We start from the raw sequence: 18,988 nt of genomic DNA, 5'->3' as shown, positions 1-18,988 counted from the left end.
CCTGTTCCCGAACAACCCGAAAATCTAAGTGGCCATGGCCCAGCCCCGTTCAAAGTTATTCAGGCTTCCCAATCAGTTGTTTCAGTACGCCTGGGTCGGTGATGCCTTCGCTGGCAACCAGTATCACCTGACTGCTGTCATCCAGTTCCAGTTGATTCCGCACATTCACGTTATCGGCGGCTGCAATGAATCCGGCAACGGCCGTGATCCCGGTTTCTCCAATCGCAATTGACGTTTCTGTGTCAAATTTCCTGAGTGTCTGCAGTGCGACGTCTTCACCAATCGTCAAAAATCCAAAGGCACCTCCCTGCAGGATTGCCCACGCATCTTCTGTGAGGATTCGAACAGACAAACCGTCCATCAGGCTCGAAATATCACCCTGAGCCGGGACTCGCGCGGCTTTCAGACAGCTTTGATAGGCGGAGTCAGCAGAATGAGGCTGAACAATCACGATTTTTGGTCGATGAGGGCCGTATTTCATCCACAGGCGGCCCGTCACTGCGGCAGCCATCGATCCGCCTCCGGCAGGAATGAACACATGCGTTGGATTGAAGTCACGGGGGCGGGAGGCAATGAGTTCTTCGCCAAGAACAGAGTAGCCATGCACGATTTGGCGCTGCACGGCTGAATAAGGCGGGGCTCCGTTTCCTGCCAGGATGTAGTCGTACATGTTCGAATCTTCAACGGCACGAGCGACCGAGTCGTCGAATGTTCCGGGAACACGAATCGTGGTCGCTCCAAAACCCTGAATCTGTTCCTCACGGAAGGCTCCGGTGGCTTCAGGCATATAGATGCGACATTGACAGCCGAACTGCCTGGCAGCCCATGCCAGTGCCCGGCCGTGATTTCCGGATGTTGCTGCGCACGTTGTGATGTGCCGGACCAGCGGCTTCAGATTTCCCTGAGCGATTTCTGAAAGGCGACCCTGTTCGGGGCCGATTCTTGCCAGAAGTTGATTTGCCAGTGCATACGGAGGACCCAGTGTTTTGAAACTGTGTGTTGGTATTCGCTGACCTTCGTTTTTGATCAGAACGGACCCGACATGGTACTCATTTGCCAGATTCCGATGGTTGACCAGTGGTGTCGGCGCGTAACCCGGGAGTTGGCGGCAAAATTCGTATGCTTTTACGAAGTCGTTTTCGCTCAGAACGTCCGAGGCGTCCTTGGAATATTCTTTGCCGTAGACACCCTCCGTTGTGACGGCGATTCGTGCATGAGGCGATGCTGTCCCTGTATCGTCGGAGGCATTGGAGCCCATTATACTGCGTCTTCAACTGCGGCTACGATCTGACGGACCACATCATCATCCCATGCGGTATCTCCGGCTCCCAGTGGCCGGCGCGGCATTCCTACGTTGATACCGTATCGGAGACGCATTGCCGCTGTTAAAAATGACCAGACGGAACCACTGCCCAGGACACGTGATATCGAATGTTGAAGGGCCATCATGAAGCGATATCCTGCATCAAAGTCGCCGGCGACAAACCGGTCTCGGGCTTTTTGTGCAGGAGCCGCCCACAGATTGAAGAAGGAACCAATGGCGCCCGTAGCTCCACTGAGTGCAGCATGACACAGCAGCTGATCGGCACCACTGAAAAGTAACAGCTGTTCACGGGCGGTTTCGTGAATCTGACTCAAAATATAAAGATCGTGATCGGTGAATTTCATGCCTCCGATGTTGGGCAGATCCATGACACGGCGGGCGTAGTCAGCGGCGGGAATCGAAACCTGATTGACGTGACTCAGATGATAGACATACAACGGAAGATTTGAGGCACTCCCAATCCGCCGGTAGTGCTCAAACACGGCCTCAGCACCGTAGGAGTAGTAAACCGGTCCAACTGCGGAAACGGCGTCTGCTCCGATTGATTCTGCGTGTCGGGCCAGATCCGCTGCGTCGTCTGTAGCCAGCGCTCCGACGTGAACCATGACCGTGATTCGTCCGGCCGCAGTCTTCACGACTCGCTCGGCAATCTCACGGCGGTGCTGAAGTGACAGAAGCGGCCACTGACCTGTGGAACCCAGAATGTAGAGGCCGGGAACTTTCTGACTGACGAACAGTTCGACGAGTTGTTCGATGGCGGCGTGATTCGGCTGTTCCTGTTCGTCGAACGGTGTGATCATGGCGGGCCATACGCCGTAGAATGAAGGGGCTGCCATAAAACTTCTCGCAATTCAGTTGGAACATGGTTGTTAGTTAATGCATGTGACCGGCAAATAGCCAGGCACTAAAAAAACCACCGGCGGATGCCGGTGGTTGTGACAGATCTCATCAGGTGCTCGAAAACTCACCAGTTTTGTGCGCCACTGTCAACGGGAATCATTCGTGACCTCACTGCATTTTCAAACACTCTGTTGGTGACCGGGTCCTGCAGCCAAATTTTACCACTTTCAGGATCGACAAGTCGCACAAGTCCCTGAGTCTTCGGTATTCCCTGCCCGTTCAACACGCCGTTCACTGAACTCAGATTGACCGGAGTAATATTCAGTTGGGGCAGCCTGCCATTTGGATCCCACGAGTCCGCCATTTCATGATTGACCGGCAGGTTATTAACGATGGTCACAAACGCCAGCACCAGGGAACATGCACACAGAGCAATGATACCGCCATGGAACTGCCGTTGCGGGCGTTCGGATGCTCGTGCCAGACTGCGACGATCTTCAATCCGTCGTTCCACGGAAGCCCAGACGGACAGGTCTGACTCCATCATGGTGTTGTCTCGAAAATCGTACAGAACCTGCATGGCATCCACCATGCCCGCGTTGTACGACCGGCACTCCGAACACTGATGGAGGTGCTCTCCAAGCAGCTGTTCTTCATCAGCAAGGTTGTCATCACCAACAGACAGATGGATCAAATGTCGGACATCGGAGCACTTCACCGTGTAATTACCTTTCTGCGGCCGACGATTCATCCGCCTGCCGACCTTCAAAAGTTCGTTCGCGTCTTTCCCATGCCTCACGAAACATTCTTCGGGCTTCCGCCAGTCGCCATCGAATCGTGGCTTCACTACGTTCTGTCACAGCTGCAACTTCGGATGTTGAGAAGCCTTCAAGATCCCGAAGAATCAACACGGTGCGGTAGGCTTCCGGGACATCCGCCATGACCATCTGGACCTCCTGTGACAGATCCAGGTTCAATCGGGGATCTGCGGTGGCTGGATCCGGTGTTCGTTCCTGACTTGATTCACTGAACAACGCCCATTTGCCCCGACGTTTTACCCGGCGCAGATGGTCATAGGTCAGATTCACAGCAATTCGAAATAACCACGGTCCGAATCGCCTTGAAGGATCAAATTGTTCAAGTCGTTCGAACGCTCTTAAGAAAGCCTCCTGAGTCAAATCCTGAGCCATTTGGTCGTCCGGCATAAAGCGGCGGATGACTCGCATCACACGCCGTTCATAACGCAGGACCAGTTGGCCAAAAGATTCACTGTCTCCACGTCGGGCGCTGTCTACCAGACGCGCATCAGAAACGACCGTCAGGCCGGATTCGTCAGAATCCGGATCCAAGTCGGATGAATTGAAAACTGAATCGGAATCAGTCATGTGCAGCGTTTTGACCGGCATAGCACTCTGAGATACGCAGAGTTGAGCGTCGGTGTTTGAAGGAGTTGGAATTGTGGCTTACGCTTTCTATGCAGAACTGTCCGCTGAATTGTTCCGCCAGTTTGACGATTGACAACGGTGTCAGACTCTGGAGATACCCGAAGCACGCGGCAATTTCCCCAAAATAATAGGAGAAACGAGGGTTTTGAGTGACTTGTGGCTCTAATCACTGCGAATTCCACACAGGCTGGTTAAATTGCCAAAAGTACGTATCTGACCATGAGCTGCTGTGGTTCAGTGCTCTCAGGTGATCGGAGACTAATCCATCCCAGCAAAGATCATTCCGTTCGCGTCAATGAAATTATTGTCCCTGGTGTGATCATGTTTAATGACGGGACGGAGACGGAGTTCTGTTTCGGGAGATCTCCGGCCGGAGTGAATGTGGCTACCGCCTGGAAGACGAGGAAGACAATGCTCGCAATCCGGCAGGATCGCATCGGCGGGACACGGAAAACGATTCGGAATTACGACACGAACAGGCGGCTCCAACGTTGAGTCCGATTTTACCACGTGCACGTTTTGTCGGATCCGTTACGGTCCCTGGTTGAGGCACGCCTCTCGCTGACGCTGTGCCTGTGCACTCACTCTCACCGTAAAGGGCTATTTGCCGGTGCCTGTTTCTCAAACAGGACCAGTATCTCCCGCGATCATCGCAGCACAAAAAACTGGTGTGCTGATCATCGCTGACAAAACAGTGTGAGACTCCGCTATCAGCCGTTCCATCCGCGGTGTCCGACAGGGAGTGTGTAACGGAATGTCTGAGCGACTTAATCAACAAAGAGAGGACACTGTGTGATTTGCGGATAAAACGATTTGTCTGAACCTACCGCACAGCCGGACGGGGCATTGTTTGGCCGATCAACAACTTTCCTGATTCACAAAACCGTCATCGCACACGTTTCCTCGGCGCCGTGAGACATGCGGATTAACTCAGCGGCAGGACTGCCGTGCTGTCCCCGATCTCATCAATACCGGCTCCCATACGCTGGCTGAGAGACAGGAACAGATTGTTCAGAGGAGTTTCTGTTTCCAGTTTGATATGCCGACCGGACTCAATGGAGCCAGCTCCCTTTCCGGCCAGAATGACCGGCAGATCGTCATGATTGTGTCGATTCCCGTCTGAAATGGCGCTGCCATACAGGATCATGCAGTTGTCCAGGAGAGTGGAATCACCCTCTGTCACGGATTTCATTCGTTCCAGGAACCAGGCAAATTGTTCGACCTGATACTTGTCAATTCTTTTTATCTGTTCGATTTTTTCCTGATCGTTTTGGTGGTGTGTGAGGCCGTGATGACCGTCTCGTACATCAACTTCGGGGAATGTGCGATTCGACCCGGCACGTCCGAGCATAAACGATGTGATCCGTGTTGAGTCGGTCTGGAACGCCAGCAGTTGCAGTTCGTACATGATTCTGACGTGCAATTGAAATTCGCCTGGAAGGTCGTCCGGAAGTTCTATTTCCGGAACGTCAGGCGGAACAAAGTTTGCGGCGTGTTCGATCCTCTGTTCGATTTCTCTTACACTGTTAAAGTATTCGTCGAGCTTAGCTCGATCGCTGCCGCTCACAGTCTTCATCAGTCGCTTTGCGTCACCTGATACAAAGTCCAGAATGCTGGCCCGGCCGGCGTCACGCTGTTTTTGATCCTGTGAGTTTTCGCGAATACCAAACAGCCGATTGAATGCCAGGCGGGGGTGGACTTCTTTGGCCATTGGCGTCGTTGCGGTTCTCCAGCTGATGTTTTCAGAATAGGCGCAACTGTAGCCGGAATCGCAGCTGCCTGCGCCGCGTCCGCGTTCGATTCCAAGCTCTAGGGACGGGAGCCGTGTGGCTCTGCCGATACTACCGGCTATTGCCTGGTCGATCGACTGTCCGACTGAAATGTCAGCGCCGGATGTCTTGCGAGGTTGGGCTCCGGTCAGGTAGGCGCCGGCGTTGCGGGCATGGTCACCGGCCCCGTCGCCGTTGGGGCGAGCATGATGCTGCGCGAGCCCCGTAAAAATGATGAGGTCATCGTGAAACGGCTGGAGTGACTCCATTGTGGCACCGAACTCGAAATCATGTCCTTCGCCAACGGGACGCCACGGATCCAGGATCACACCGTTCGGAAAGAAAATGAATGCTGTTCTGAGTGGCGGTTGCGGAACCGTCTGGCCCAGTGCGTTTGCCGGCTGCATGACTTCCAGCAGCGGCAAACCCAGTCCGGCTCCGATACCTCGAAGGACGGTTCGGCGATTGATTCTATCTGATGACATTTGATGACCTCCTCTGAACTCGACTCACACAGCACAGCAATCAGCATATCACGCTCGGCCTGCTGACAATAGCAGTGACTCGTTCTTGTGCCCTGACCTAGTGCTCTGAATGCCCCCGTTTCAAAAAGGCGTCAGACAAAACGATCGACTCAACAAGCGAAGAAAACCGATTGTCACGCTTTTGCATATATTGGACACAATCGTCGATGGCACACTTGTCATAATAGTCTAAGCCACGACCGGTTGCGTAGATCAACATTTTCTTTGCCAGGTTCCTGACAAAATCGTCGCGGCGACTCAACAGAATCTCAACCAGTTCCTGCGGTCCGCTGAATTTTCTGCCTCCAGGAAGCTCTCCACTGGCGTCCACAGGCTGGCCGTGTTCTTCGTCTCGCCAGCGACCAATGCCGTCGAAGTTTTCGAGTCCCAGACCAAGGGGATCCATAAGCCGGTGACAGGATGCACAGGTGGGATTGCTGCGGTGCGCCGCCATTTGCTCACGGATTGATATTGATTTTGAATTCGAGTCCGCCTCTTCCAGTTCCGGAATGTCGGGAGGTGGAGGTGGAGGAGCGTCTCCCAGCAGATTTTCCAGTATCCATTTACCTCGCTGTACGGGACTGGTGCGCCGGGGATAAGAGGTCAGTGTTAAAATGCTGGCATGAGTCAGTATCCCGCGACGATGACCGTTGTCCAGTTTGACCCGAACAAACTGATCTCCCGTTACACCCTCGATTCCGTAGTGAGTAGCGAGTCGACGATTCACAAATGTAAAGCGACCGGTTAGCAGTTTTTCAATATTCAGGTCCTGCTGCATAACGCTGCGAAACACCAGCCTGGTTTCCTGCATCATGGCCTGACGCAGTTCTTCGTCAAATTCATTAAAGACCTGATCGTCCGGCTGAGAGCGTTCAAGGAGCTGCAGGTTAAGCCACTGTGTTGCAAAGTTGTCCGCAATTGCGGTGGATTTCTCGTCCCGAAGCATGCGGTGAATCTGGGAAATTAAAATATCCGGCTCATGCAGACGGCCCTGTTGGGCAACCCGAAACAGTTCCGGGTCGGGCATGCTGCTCCAAAAAAAATAGGACAACCTTGTTGCCAGTTCATAATCGTTGAGTGCGCGTTCCGGCTCACCGTCCTGCGGGTCCTGTTCCATACGAAACAGAAACTCGGGAGACACCAGCATGGCCTGGATCGTGGCAGCGACTGCTCGTTCCCAGTTCTGTCCGTTATGCTGAAAGACGGCGGATGTCAGATCTGTGTAGCGTTTGATTTCTGTCTCGGTGACCGGGCGTCGCAGGACTCGGTATAAAAGTGGAGACACCACCTGTGTGGCTGCATCGGAGACAGTGATATCGTCGACCGGGCCGGAACCAACGATCCGGCGATGGGCTTCAGTGTACTCTGGTTCTGCATCTCCGACCGGCCCGTGGATCACCACACGTCCGATCCCCAGTCGTGGTCTTTTCGATTCGTCCTGTTCTGAGTCACCATCATTCAGTTCAAATACAAACCGGTGAAAGCCTGACGTGAGTGTGAATTCGTGTCTGAGTTTGTTTGGACTGGCGCGCTGTTTCAGATGAAAGACTTTGGATTCAACGCCGTCAACTTTCAATGTGAATTCAATGTCCTGTTCATTCAGCGGCAGTGTTACGGCATCGAACACGACTTCGTAGCGTGCTTTCACCGGCACCTGCTGCCGGAACGCGAGATTCCCTGTGCGATTCAGGTATCTGAGTCCCTGGAAGTCCTCAATATCGTCGTGGCTGGCTTCGAGACTGTCAGACGGGGTTGACCATTCCTGTGGCATTGAATAATCGGTGGTGTCGATTACGGCTTCGGTCACCTGTTCGGCTGCCGCAAGATATTTTTCTATCAGCAGCGGAGAGACGCTCAATACGTCACCGATGTTGTCAAATCCTTCACCAACGTCGTCTGAAGGAAAATCATCGGCCGGAGTTACGTCAATACCGAACAGGTCGCGAACGGTGTTGTTGTATTCGACGCGGTTGAGTCGCCGGATGGTGGGGTGTCCTGGCCGGGCCAGCTGCCGGCAATCAAAATCGAACAGAAGATCTTCCAGAATATCCGCTACCACCTGGTTTTCCTCTGTGGAGGGCCGTGGTGTCACGTCTTCGGGGGGCATGGCACCGAGGCGGACCATTTTGAGGACGCGCTGCCATGATTGACGCTGTTTCAGCAATTCGTGCTGAGAGCCGGTTTTGTGAACCGCTATGCCGGCCATTTGTTCATCAGCACCATGGCATTCGATGCAGTAGTTGTTGAAGTATGAGTTGAGCGGTTCCATCAGCGTCTGTTGATCGCTGTCTGTTTGATCAGCATGCAGGGCCACACCAGTGAACGATGTCAGCAGCCAGATCATTGCCGAGGTAAAATGGAAGCGAGGACGCAGCATACCGAAAGTCTCTGCAGCGGCAGGCAGGGATCCTGGAGAGTTTGACTGGAAGGAATATAACGTGAATGGCAGGAACTGTAGTCTACCTGGCAAATTCCCGGACGTCCAGAATTAAGACACGCGCCCTGATTCCGGTGTGTCTGCGGTGTTGTTCGGGTGGACACGATTTCTCAGGTTGAGATGATTCTGTGGGACGTTGGTATTACTGCTTCTGACAGTGAATCCTCGGATGATCCACTCATAATTCTGTTCGAGAATCGCACCTGGTGATTTAGCTGTAGAGTCCTTCGATTCGATCACCCATATAAATGTGATGTGGTCGACCATCGACGTCCACCCATTTTGCCTCGCGCGGAATTCCCAGTGCGTCATAAATCGTGGCGGCAAAATTTTCCGGGGTCTGGCGGTCACGGGTCGGTTCGGCTGCAATCCGGTCGGAGGCGCCAATGATATTTCCTCCACGCACTCCTGCTCCGGCAAACAGCATTGTATTCACGGGGCCCCAGTGGTCCCGACCGGAATCTTTGTTGATCTTTGGTGTGCGGCCGAATTCACCGGTCACAATCACCAGCGTTTCATCGATCATTCCGGATGAGGTTAGGTCATCCAGCAGTGCTGACACGCAGCGGTCCAGAGGCGGCAGTAGGTTGTCTTTGAGATTGACGAAGTTTCTGCTGTGAGTGTCCCAGGAGGAATTTTTACCGAGGTTGACCTGAACCAGTTTGACACCACTTTCCACAAGTCGTTTTGCCATCAGCAGTGAGAGTCCGAATTTGTTGGCCCCATAGCGTTCAACCACTCGTGGATCTGCGTTCTCCACGTCAAAGGCACTGCTAACCGTGGAGTCGGTCAGGACTGAGATGGCCTGTTGACGCTGCCCGTCAAAGCTGTCAGCAGATCGTTCCAGGGTCCGCTGCTGGCGCTGGACTTCTGCCAGTAGTTCGATGCGACCGCTGAGTCGGTGTCGACCGCCGTCCGGCAGCATGAGTGTGGGAGTTTCAAATACTGTTTTTGAACCATGTTTAAATTCAGATCCGTCAAACCGAAAACATTCGGGGCAGGCTCCGTTGCCCTTGGCGCACTTTGCCGCAATATCGATGTGCCAGGCGTCCCAGTGATCTCCAAGTTTGCCGGCGTACTGACCTGGTCGAACTCTGTTGGCTTCGTTCACGCTGGGTTCGGGCAGAACAACGGCCGGAGGCATTTTGCCGCGATGGTGCTGTTTTGCATAAGTCACGATCGCCGGAATCGACGGCCATTCATTAGGACTTGGGATTTTGGCCAAAGAAAACCCGGCTGGAAGATCCAGGCGACCGGTCAGCAGCATGTGGCAGGCCGGTTCATGACCGTTGCTGGCCGTCTGCATGGAACGGACGAGTGCATAGCGGTGGCTGCGTTGGGCGAGTAGCGGCAAATGTTCGCAAACCTGCAGTCCTGGTGTTCGCGAGTCGATGGGCTTGAATTCGCCGCGGATATCGTCGGGCGCTTCGGGCTTCATGTCGAAGCTGTCATGCTGCGAGAGCCCGCCTGTGAGAAAAACAAAGATGACCGATTTGGCTTTTGATTCGGGGTTGCCGGCCAGAGCCTGCAATCCGGAGATCTCGGCCATACCCAGTCCCAGGCCAATTCCACCTGCCCTGATCACGCCGCGTCTCGTGAAAGCTGATGCCGGAATATTAATTCTGCCGCCCATCGTATACCTCTTTTGCAACGAATCCGTTCGAAACAGGTGCCGACTTCGCAGGACTACGAATGAATGTCGTGACCGATCACCATCCGCAAATGATGCCTCTTTATGTCTAAATCTTAGTCGATTTGCTGACCACAATCCAATTTGGTTTTTCAATGGACAGGAAATGGAGCCAGGAATCCGGTCGGATGTTTCTGTGTTCCCGGTCGCGATCGGACGGATCACATCAGGCCGGGCAATCGAACTTGATCCGCGACGTCTCTTTTAACAGGCGCGGGTACGGATCCGGAGGTGTTTGGGTTTCACAGTTCGGATGTCTGATCTGGTTCGCGGGCCGTTTAGATGTCTTTATACTCGCCAGACACTGCAAACAGACTTTACAATCCGGGTTGACGCCCCTGAGTTATTAATTTTCAGGAGAACTGATGGTCATGCGCTGCCGGTCAATATGTTTCCTTGTGGTGATCTTTGCCTTCAACAGTTTACCTGCAGGTGAACTGTTTGATTCGTCAGACGTCCGGACTGTGCAGTTGTTGACGGTACCCGAGTACTGCGAAGGAGTCGCATTCGACCACGAAGGTCACGGTTATATCTCGCATGGTACGACAATCACCACGTTTGATCTCGACGGGAAGTCCACACCGTGGGCGGTGACGGGTGAGCCGAACGGTCATAAAGTGCTTTCAGACGGTACTCATCTGGTCTGTGATGCCAGTCATCACGCTGTACTTCATCTGTCGGCCGACGGCAGAATACTGGAACCGGCATCCAGTGAATGTGACGGGAAACCGCTTCGAGGTCCAAACGATCTTTCACTCGATACCCCCAATGGAGGTTTTTACTTTACTGATCCGGGCGACAGCGATCTTGAAAATTTAATTGGTACGGTGCACTACGTCGACAAAAACGGCAGGACACATCAACTGGACAACGGGCTGGCTTTCCCGAACGGAATCGTCATTCGACCGGACGGTAAGACGCTACTGGTTGCCGAGAGTCAGAAGAACCGAATTCTTGCGTACGAAGTGACCGCACCGGGGAAAGTCAGTACTCGAAATCTGTTTGCAGAACTGCCGACAAAGAATGCTGACCAGGGACAGATTGATAACCAACCTGATGGTATGTGCCTGGATGCTGCCGGAAATTTATATGTCGCTCATTACGGGATGAAGCAGGTGCAGGTGATTGACCCGACCGGCATACTGATTCGTCAGTATGACGGTGGAAATCTGAGGACCAGTAACGTGGCATTCGGCGGTCCGAACATGGATCAGTTATTCATCACAGGAGCTTTAAAGTCGGGTCCTGGCGGTTTGTTTCGTCTGATTCCCGGCAACAGGGGCCTGGTGATTCTGCCCGACAGACGCTGAGGAACGAGGTGATAAGCGGGAAACGTGAGACTGCCTGATCACCGCGGATTGTTCGGTTTGACTCCAACGGTCTGCGTGCGGGATTTCCGCGGGGCTTCCTGGTGACTGTTTACGCTTTTGCGTGACCTGCAACCTACGCACCTGAATTGTTTAGGTGGGGCAGTTAACGATAACGACGATTCTCTGGATCAGTCCATGAAGATGCGCTGGTAGTCCTGGAACATCACATCCATCAGATCACGTGCCGGTTCGGTTGCGCGATAACGTACGAATCCATCTCCTGATTCCGTTTCTGTTTCCACCAGTCGGATATTGTCTTCTTCGCTGTACATCCACGCATCTTCCTGGAGATACGCGAGGATCTGATGCAGATCAGTGTTATCCGCGGGAATGAAAACTTCACCGTCGAGAAACAATTGATAGGCGTATTCCTCGAGTTTCGGCCATATTATGTCACTGGAGGAGCCGCGGTAGTATGGTTGCAGCACGGACGCGGGAGCCGGCTTCACACTGGGATTATGAAGCATGTCGATGGCATTCCACGGACAAATCGTCAGCTGGTAGTAATCGCTGCTGTCACTAGGAGACCGATAACACATCTGACAGCCGATGCACCGACTGGTATCAATCTGGTGGTAGCTTTCCGATGGAATCGGACTTACCACTTCATAGATACAGTCCACCGGACAAACAGATGCACACGAATTACAGGACGTGCAGCTGTCCTTGTTGATCACGTTCAGATACCGAGTTTCCTTCTTGCGATCCGATTTGCGGGTCTTGAAGTACTCAGTCATTGAAATCGTCATGTGTTCACCTGCTTTGAGGAGGTCTCAGCAACTCACACTGGATGACCTCAGGCAACTGCATGGACCACGTCCGGAACAAATCAACCGTTTTTCATCATCGGCCGCGGGCTTGCCGAACATGCACCTGTCACCAAGAATAGTGTGCTTTTCAGCAGGCGACCACTGCGGCATGACCAGCCTGATGGTGTTTTTTCCTTTCCCCCGGAGATTCCTGCGGGTGAGAAGGGTTTCCTTCTGCGAATTTAATCCGGCGGGGCAAAATTGCCCGATGTCAGTACGATATTTTCCGGAAGCAAAACGCAGCTGAGATCGCCACTCACGCCACCTGTTGTATCGGTACCAATGATCCGATCTCCAAAATGCACTTCCTGTAACGGCACATGTCCCTGAACGACGGTTACCGGGCATCCTTGCGGAACCGGTCCCCAAATGAATGTTCTACTGAACAACCACGGTGGCTGGCCCAGAGAGTAGTCGGGTTGCCGCAGAATCTGGACCTGCATATCAAACGGCAGGTCAGGATCCAGTCCCGCGTGGACAAACAGGTACTGCGGATGTTCGACACGCCAGGGAAGGTTACTCAGCAGCGCGATATGTTCTTCGGGCATTGCCGATCGCAGCTTGTTAATATCCCCGAATTTAACACCGTAGGATTCGAATGTGGGTTCTGCAGAATAAACCCGCAGCCAACTGGTTTCCCAGTCGAGGTAATCCGGTGCCTGGATCAGCTCCAGCGATGCCGCCATTGCAAGTTCATGATTTCCACAAATCCATGTCACTTTGTCATGCTGTTTTGACAAATCACAATACAGATCGAGTACACCTTTGGTGTCGGGCCCCCGGTCGACAAGATCACCGACGAAGACAATCCAGCGACTATGGATATCCGGTGTGTGTTCCAGCTGATGAATAATCCGGCGCAGCTCAACTGACTGACCGTGTACATCGCCGATCACAGCGACGGGCCCGTCAATACTGGTTGGGAGGTGGCTGATTGACATCAATTCCTGTCCTGTAGTTTCATGCTGAACAATTTCCGAAGGGAGTGTCGGGTTATTTTTCAAGAGGACAGACGTCGCCGGGAGCGAGCACGACCGGCTGAGCTGACGTTGAAGATTCGACCTCATGTTTCCATGCAGTCGCGTCCTGTTCAATGAGTGGCCACGTGTTGAAGTGAGCTGGAATGACTATGTTTGGATTCAGGAACCGGATTGCTTTGATCGAATCGTCCGGTCCCATGGTGAAGTTGTCTCCAATTGGAAGAATGGCGATTCTGATTCCTTCGTTGCCAATCAACTGCATGTCAGAGAACAGTCCCGTATCACCGGCATGATAGATATTGCCTTCGTCCGTTTTGAGAATGATGCCAGCCGGACTTCCCCCGTTACTGCCGTCGGGAAGCATCGAACCGTGATGGGCAATCGTGAGTTTCACCGCTCCAAATTCGAATGAATGCTGACCGCCGATATGCATTGCATGCGTGTTTTCGATTCCCTTTGACTGAAACCATGTCGCGATTTCGTAATTTGCAATGACAAGGGCGCCTGTTCTCCTGGCAATGGATTCCACATCGGCAACATGATCCTCATGACCGTGCGTCACCAGAATGAAGTCAGCTTCGATTTTGTCAGCTGTCGTGCAGGCCTGAGGATTGCCGGTGAGAAACGGATCGATCAGCAGTCGATGACGGCGGGTTTGGATTTGAAAGCATGCGTGCCCAAGGAATTTGACAGAAGTTGGCATTCATCGTACCTCAGGCTGTTCCCGGTACATGTAAAGAGATTGCGACGGAGGATTTTCTTATGGAGTGTTTGCTGCTGATGTGGTGATGAGTGTCACCCGGGATTTTTCAAAATCGCATTCATATTTTGTTTGTAGGCTTCCACGCCAGGTTGTCCGTAGGGATTGACACCGATCAGCCGGCCTTCAACCACTGTGGACAGCATCAGCAACTGAAACAGCTGACCGATTGAATGGTCGTCAACACCGTCCAGCTGTAAATCAGCGGTCGGGCGACGGTCGTCGGCATACGCCTGATTGGTTCCGCCAATTGCCGCATTCAGTACGCTGGAGACCTTAACCCCCGCAAACTGATTGAGCTGGTCAAAATCATCATCTCGGAACGGGATCTCCAGGTCGTTGTGACGAGGACGTCCTGGTAGCAGATTCGTAATCAGTTTGTCTCGTCGTCCCTGCTGGTGTTGCTGCCCCCGACTGTGCAGGTCACGCGTGTTGACTCCTGTGATCGGTGTGGCTCCTTTTTCACGTTTTCCGAGACTCTCCGACAGAAGCTGATCGTACCACAAACCAACCGCCTCCATGTGGCTGCCCCACGTTGACAGTACACGTGTGGTCATGTCGTGGTCTGTTTCCATCAGATGTGCGACCGCTGTGAAGTCCAGGACAGCGTTCTGGCCGTATTCTCCAGTACGGAAGTGTTTTGTCATGCTGGCAGCCCCCAGCAGAAGTTGGCGGATATTGATTCCGGCAACGGCGGCCGGAAGTAAACCCACGGGGGTCAGTACCGAGAAACGTCCTCCAATTCCATCGGGGATCGAGAACACATCTCGGAAGCCCGCTGCTGTGGATAAATCCCGCAGCCGACCTGTGTTTCCGGTGATCGGTACGATCAGATCCTGGACGGCTTCAGGAAATCGCCGTTCCAGCAAACTTCGGAAGTGGCGAAACGCAATGGCTGTTTCCAGTGTCCCTCCGGACTTACTGATCACGATTACAGAAGACCGACCTTCCGGGTTCTCGGCCGAGACTTGTGCGGCCCGTTGATCGAGTAGACGCAGCAGGGCCGTCTGATGATCCGAATCCACGTTCCAGCCTTCAAAGTAGATTCTTGGAGTTCCCCTGCGATCCTGTCGACTGAGTTGGTTGTGAAAGGGATCACACAGTGCTTCAAACATGGCCCGCATTCCCATGTAAGAACCACCGATTCCAAGGATGACTACCGAATCTGAAGTCTGTCTCAGACGCTCGGCACATCGTTCGATCCGGGCAATCAGACTGTCTGCTCCGTTCTGATTCATGTCGTGCAGCAGATCTTCCGGCCAGGAAACAAATCCGGCGTCAAGAGGCTGTTTATCATTGGGCACGGATTCGCCTGATTTGAACAGTTCAACGTCTGCCAGAACCTCGTTACGTGCGGCTTCAAGTGCACCGGCTAACCCTGCAAAACGATTGTCCGGTATGATTGCCAAGGCGGCAGAAGGGTCGTAAGTGACGAGATTCGTCAATGGAATCCTTTCAAAATCTGAATACAGGCGACGGTCAACAACGCCCCGGAGGGCTCTCAACCGGCCACTGACGGAGTAGCCGGATAAGTGTTCTTACCATTGCCCCCGTCCCGCCTGAATCACGCCAGTCTGTGGAAGTATCTGCCCAGGACGGACCAGCGATGTCCAGATGGACCCAGGGGGTGGTTCCCACGAATTTGCGAAGAAAACAGGCTGCCGTGACTGCACCGCCCCAGCGTGGACCGATGTTTCGGCAATCTGCAACATCGCTTTTCAGTAATTCATCGAAATGCGCGTGCATTGGCATCGGCCATACGTTTTCACCGGTATTAGAAGCCGCCTGCTGAATTCTTCCGGACAATTCTTCACATCCGGCAAACAATCCGGTGATTTCTTTGCCGAGAGCAACAACGCAGGCACCCGTCAGCGTTGCCAGATCGATGAGATGCGTGGTACCGTGGTCAATCGCGTACGCCAGCACATCCGCAAGGACTAGTCGTCCTTCAGCATCCGTGTTTTGAACTTCTATCGTCGTGCCGGTTCGGGCCGTGATGACGTCGCCCGGTCGGTAAGACTGACCGCTGATCATATTCTCGACGAGTCCGAGCCAGGCGGTGACATTCACGGGAAGTCTGAGAGACGCAGCTGCCCCGACGGCTTCCATGACCGTAGCCGCGCCAGCCATATCGGACTTCATGGCAACCATAGATTCAGCTGGCTTAATCGAAAGTCCGCCGCTGTCGAAAGTGACACCTTTACCGGCTAATGCAATTTCGTCGGTGCAGTCCGGATTGCCGCGCCATGACAGCCGCACCAGCGACGGAGTACGGTGACTGCCCTGCGCCACGGCCAGCATGGCATTCATGTTTTCCCGGGTAAGATCTGCAGCACCCAACACCTGAAATTCGAGATCACGTTGCTCAGCCAGCTGGCCGGCTTCCTCAACCATACGTTCAGGGGTCATGTGAGACGGCGAACAATTGACCATGCAGCGGGTCCGGGCAACCGCGCTGCCAATTATTCTTCCGGACTCGATATAGTCATCAATATTTGTCGGTGGCTGATCGACCGCGATTTGTACGTCGGTAAAATCGAATCGTGAGGGCTTTTGCTTGTGGATTCCTGCATCCACGGCGGCCACGGTCACACAGTCTGCGACTAATTCTGTGAGTGTTGTTGCGGACCAGGCGGTGGTCAGGTGGTCTGCAAACCTGACACCGATTCGGAGGTCTGGTTGTTCGTTGATTTTTCGCAGGCTCGTGATCAGTGAGCGACGCAGCCGTTCTGCACTCAATTCGTCTGTTGGACCCACACCGGTCAGCAACAGATTGACAGGAGTGATTTCTGACAGCTGCCGCAGGCTGAGTGTTCTGCAATAGTTGCCGGCAAACTCCTTTCTGTTCCAAATACAGGCAAGCTTTCCGTTCAGCTGCCGATTTGTCTGATTGAGATCAGCAGGCAGTGACTCATGCTCGGCACTCACAAGCAGCAGCCAGTCGAGATCGAGGGTAACCGCAGAATCGGTCGTGATTCTGATCATGAGTTTGATCCGTTCGGTCGCGACGATTCGACACCTCCGCTGTCGTTACCGGAGTTTGGTTTCTTTTTCTTTCGCGGCCCGCGGCGGCGACGTCGTCTGCGCGGGGATGACTTTCCTTCGTCGAGTTCTGTCGAACCGGTTACAGCATCTTCGCCTTGGGCAGCCTCGGAAATCGGCCGTGATGTTTGTGTCTCTGCGGAATGTCCGGATTCAGCAGGCTCGGATGATGGAGTGTCTGATATGTCCGCTGTGGACTGAGTCGCTGCTGCGGGCTGTCGGTCGGGTTTGTTTGTGGAACATTTGTCCGATTTCTGCTGCCCCGACCCGCGACCTCCTCGACGTCTCCTCCGGGGTCTGCGTTTTCCGGAAGGTGTTGGCTCTGCAGCAGTGTCAGCAGATGACATTTCTTGTTCAGCAGTGACCAGGGGCGAAGTTGTGGACTCAATCGCGGTGTCAGGTTCAGAGTTGTCCGGTCCGTCAATGGTTACCTGATCGGCAGCATCCGGATCCGCATTGGCCACCGTGTCACGCAGAGGTTTTCCTGACCGGCTTCGTCGGCCGCGTGGTTCGGTAGCAGGTGAAACCAAATCGGCGATATTCGGAAGTGGAAGATCGGTTCCGTCGTCGTTTTCTTCCTGAAATTCCGGTGACAGATATGTTACGAAGGAGGAAACGTCCGGCGCTGACAACGGTGCCGCATCTGAATATTTCATATGCGGCTGACCACTGCATTCGCATCTTTGTGTGGTCACTTTACCTCCGGTGCGCGTGTTCCTGCCGCAGTCTGGACATTTCCAGATACGCATCACCTTGAGTTCGTGGTGAAGCGATGGACCCTTCATATTCGGACATCCGGAAAACGCAGAGAAAACCGGGGAAAATCAGCTGCTGAAATTCCTCGTGCAGCTGAATACGGTGTTCCAACGATCATACACGGGTTTGCTGCAGTACCAACGATCGTGGAATAGAAGCATGCGAAGGTTATCGTTACGTCCCTGCGGCGGCAACGGAGGCGTGAAACAAGACGATATCCTTATCCTGGCTCGTCTGTTTCACATGAGTTAGTTGAATGAACGCCGTCGTAGTCGGTCTTTACCCAGCGGCACCCAGTGTGATCGAATAACGTTGGCAAACTTGTTGTTGGATGCCTCTAACGGTCGCAGTCCAGGTTTTTTTTAAAACCATGTCTGCGTTATCATTCAGAAGTATGACCGACGACCTGAGATTAGCGGTGCTGCTAATACCGGCAGACCGTCTACTTCAATCGCTTCATTGAAGAGGCTGATTCTCAATGAAGATCGGGGAATGCCTGAGACCGGGAATTGCCCATGATACGGGTCGTCGCCGTACGCAACTGTTCATAATCCATATCCGCCGGAAGGGCGGCCCATCGGTCCAGACGATCATTTCCGAACGTCACAATCGATGCGTGCTCGGTCTTATCTGCGTCGATAATCGGATCGAGATCGTAGATTCCCAGGGATCGTCGCAGTACCTCGATATCCTCAAAATCGCCGGTTGCGAACACCCAGTCTGCCTGGTTCTTTTCGGGTTTGATTTTGTAACGCTGCATATACGCCTGTAGCTCCTCCGGAGTATCGACTTCAGGTTCGAGCGTGAGCGCGATGAAAACCAGTTCTTCTTCTCCGAAGGTGAGCGACAGATCATGCCTAAGACGTTTGAGTGTCAGCATTGTTGTGGGACAGCTTCCCTCGCAACGCGTGTAGAAAAAGACAATGCAGACACAGCGATCCATCACAAGATCTGAATAAAAACTCACTTTCGTTCCCGATTGGTCCACCAGTTCGAAGTCACCGAATTTGTCAGAAACTCTCGACCCCGTTACAGTTGGATAGCGAGTGGAAGGCAGATGATCACCAGTCTTTGAAAGGTCCTTAGTTTCCTGGAATGTTTCAGGGGCTGTGTTCTGTGAGCCCGGGCTCGGTTCCGGCTGACTTGATACGAAGAAGATCACGGTTCCGCAGGTGACGAAAGCCGGTGCGCTCAGTCGCCGCAGCCATTTTGCTTTAAGAGTCATCATGCAACGTCAGTTTT

Annotated in this window: 15 protein-coding genes; 1 reads left to right on the top strand and 14 read right to left on the bottom strand. The window is 53.4% G+C overall.

All coding sequences use genetic code 11. The annotated features are described in order from the left end of the window. Window positions 1-55: 55 nt before the first annotated feature. The 7 genes from MK110_06060 to MK110_06030 all read right to left on the bottom strand — a co-directional run bounded on the left by MK110_06060 (window position 56) and on the right by MK110_06030 (window position 9,972). Complete coding sequence (locus tag MK110_06060; protein ID MCH2210846.1) at window positions 56-1,258, bottom strand: diaminopropionate ammonia-lyase; 1,203 nt, start codon at window positions 1,256-1,258, stop codon at window positions 56-58. After that, complete coding sequence (locus MK110_06055; protein ID MCH2210845.1) at window positions 1,258-2,160, bottom strand: dihydrodipicolinate synthase family protein; 903 nt, start codon at window positions 2,158-2,160, stop codon at window positions 1,258-1,260. The genes MK110_06060 and MK110_06055 overlap by 1 nt, the downstream gene beginning before the upstream one ends. A gap of 128 nt (window positions 2,161-2,288) precedes the next feature. Then, on the bottom strand, window positions 2,289-2,882 hold the full coding sequence (locus tag MK110_06050; protein ID MCH2210844.1) for a hypothetical protein: 594 nt from the start codon (window positions 2,880-2,882) through the stop codon (window positions 2,289-2,291). Window positions 2,883-2,889: 7 nt separating this feature from the next. Then, entirely contained in the window at window positions 2,890-3,549 is a 660-nt protein-coding gene (locus MK110_06045) for an RNA polymerase sigma factor (protein MCH2210843.1), read from the bottom strand. Window positions 3,550-4,534: 985 nt separating this feature from the next. Continuing rightward, window positions 4,535-5,863, bottom strand: coding sequence for a DUF1552 domain-containing protein (locus MK110_06040; protein ID MCH2210842.1), 1,329 nt, complete (start codon window positions 5,861-5,863; stop codon window positions 4,535-4,537). A gap of 97 nt (window positions 5,864-5,960) precedes the next feature. Further along, a complete protein-coding gene (locus tag MK110_06035; GenBank protein ID MCH2210841.1) occupies window positions 5,961-8,279 on the bottom strand; it encodes a DUF1592 domain-containing protein in 2,319 nt (772 codons plus the stop codon). 271 nt (window positions 8,280-8,550) lie between these two features. After that, entirely contained in the window at window positions 8,551-9,972 is a 1,422-nt protein-coding gene (locus MK110_06030; GenBank protein ID MCH2210840.1) for a DUF1501 domain-containing protein, read from the bottom strand. Between the two features lie 428 nt (window positions 9,973-10,400). On the opposite strand from MK110_06030, the gene MK110_06025 reads away from it, so the two are divergent. After that, window positions 10,401-11,339, top strand: a complete 939-nt coding sequence (locus MK110_06025) for an SMP-30/gluconolactonase/LRE family protein (GenBank protein ID MCH2210839.1) — start codon at window positions 10,401-10,403, stop codon at window positions 11,337-11,339. A 188-nt stretch (window positions 11,340-11,527) separates the two neighbouring features. Here the strand turns inward: MK110_06025 and MK110_06020 are convergent, their stop codons facing one another. From MK110_06020 to MK110_05990, 7 genes are all read right to left on the bottom strand, one after another. Further along, entirely contained in the window at window positions 11,528-12,148 is a 621-nt protein-coding gene (locus MK110_06020; protein ID MCH2210838.1) for a 4Fe-4S binding protein, read from the bottom strand. A gap of 242 nt (window positions 12,149-12,390) precedes the next feature. Continuing rightward, window positions 12,391-13,149 (bottom strand): metallophosphoesterase, encoded by a 759-nt coding sequence (locus MK110_06015; GenBank protein ID MCH2210837.1) that lies wholly within the window; start codon window positions 13,147-13,149, stop codon window positions 12,391-12,393. Between the two features lie 52 nt (window positions 13,150-13,201). Continuing rightward, on the bottom strand, window positions 13,202-13,891 hold the full coding sequence (locus MK110_06010; GenBank protein ID MCH2210836.1) for a metal-dependent hydrolase: 690 nt from the start codon (window positions 13,889-13,891) through the stop codon (window positions 13,202-13,204). 92 nt (window positions 13,892-13,983) lie between these two features. Further along, a complete protein-coding gene (locus MK110_06005) occupies window positions 13,984-15,393 on the bottom strand; it encodes a glucose-6-phosphate isomerase (GenBank protein MCH2210835.1) in 1,410 nt (469 codons plus the stop codon). Window positions 15,394-15,427: 34 nt separating this feature from the next. Next, window positions 15,428-16,933, bottom strand: a complete 1,506-nt coding sequence (locus tag MK110_06000; protein MCH2210834.1) for a leucyl aminopeptidase — start codon at window positions 16,931-16,933, stop codon at window positions 15,428-15,430. Next, window positions 16,930-17,775 (bottom strand): hypothetical protein, encoded by an 846-nt coding sequence (locus MK110_05995; GenBank protein MCH2210833.1) that lies wholly within the window; start codon window positions 17,773-17,775, stop codon window positions 16,930-16,932. The genes MK110_06000 and MK110_05995 overlap by 4 nt, the downstream gene beginning before the upstream one ends. A gap of 446 nt (window positions 17,776-18,221) precedes the next feature. Continuing rightward, a complete protein-coding gene (locus MK110_05990; protein MCH2210832.1) occupies window positions 18,222-18,974 on the bottom strand; it encodes an SCO family protein in 753 nt (250 codons plus the stop codon). Window positions 18,975-18,988 lie beyond the last annotated feature (14 nt).

The sequence above is a fragment of the Fuerstiella sp. genome (genome assembly GCA_022447225.1).
GTDB lineage: Bacteria > Planctomycetota > Planctomycetia > Planctomycetales > Planctomycetaceae > S139-18.
This window is presented reverse-complemented; position numbering and strand designations above follow the sequence as displayed.

Bases quoted from the DNA above. Each gene is read 5' to 3' on its own strand.
- MK110_06060 (MCH2210846.1), bottom strand. From the start codon at position 1,258: ATGGGCTCCAATGCCTCCGACGATACAGGGACAGCATCGCCTCATGCA.
- MK110_06055 (MCH2210845.1), bottom strand. From the start codon at position 2,160: ATGGCAGCCCCTTCATTCTACGGCGTATGGCCCGCCATGATCACACCG.
- MK110_06045 (MCH2210843.1), bottom strand. From the start codon at position 3,549: ATGACTGATTCCGATTCAGTTTTCAATTCATCCGACTTGGATCCGGAT.
- MK110_06040 (MCH2210842.1), bottom strand. From the start codon at position 5,863: ATGTCATCAGATAGAATCAATCGCCGAACCGTCCTTCGAGGTATCGGA.
- MK110_06035 (MCH2210841.1), bottom strand. From the start codon at position 8,279: ATGCTGCGTCCTCGCTTCCATTTTACCTCGGCAATGATCTGGCTGCTG.
- MK110_06030 (MCH2210840.1), bottom strand. From the start codon at position 9,972: ATGGGCGGCAGAATTAATATTCCGGCATCAGCTTTCACGAGACGCGGC.
- MK110_06025 (MCH2210839.1), top strand. From the start codon at position 10,401: ATGCGCTGCCGGTCAATATGTTTCCTTGTGGTGATCTTTGCCTTCAAC.
- MK110_06020 (MCH2210838.1), bottom strand. From the start codon at position 12,148: ATGACGATTTCAATGACTGAGTACTTCAAGACCCGCAAATCGGATCGC.
- MK110_06015 (MCH2210837.1), bottom strand. From the start codon at position 13,149: ATGTCAATCAGCCACCTCCCAACCAGTATTGACGGGCCCGTCGCTGTG.
- MK110_06010 (MCH2210836.1), bottom strand. From the start codon at position 13,891: ATGCCAACTTCTGTCAAATTCCTTGGGCACGCATGCTTTCAAATCCAA.
- MK110_06000 (MCH2210834.1), bottom strand. From the start codon at position 16,933: ATGATCAGAATCACGACCGATTCTGCGGTTACCCTCGATCTCGACTGG.
- MK110_05995 (MCH2210833.1), bottom strand. From the start codon at position 17,775: ATGAAGGGTCCATCGCTTCACCACGAACTCAAGGTGATGCGTATCTGG.
- MK110_05990 (MCH2210832.1), bottom strand. From the start codon at position 18,974: ATGATGACTCTTAAAGCAAAATGGCTGCGGCGACTGAGCGCACCGGCT.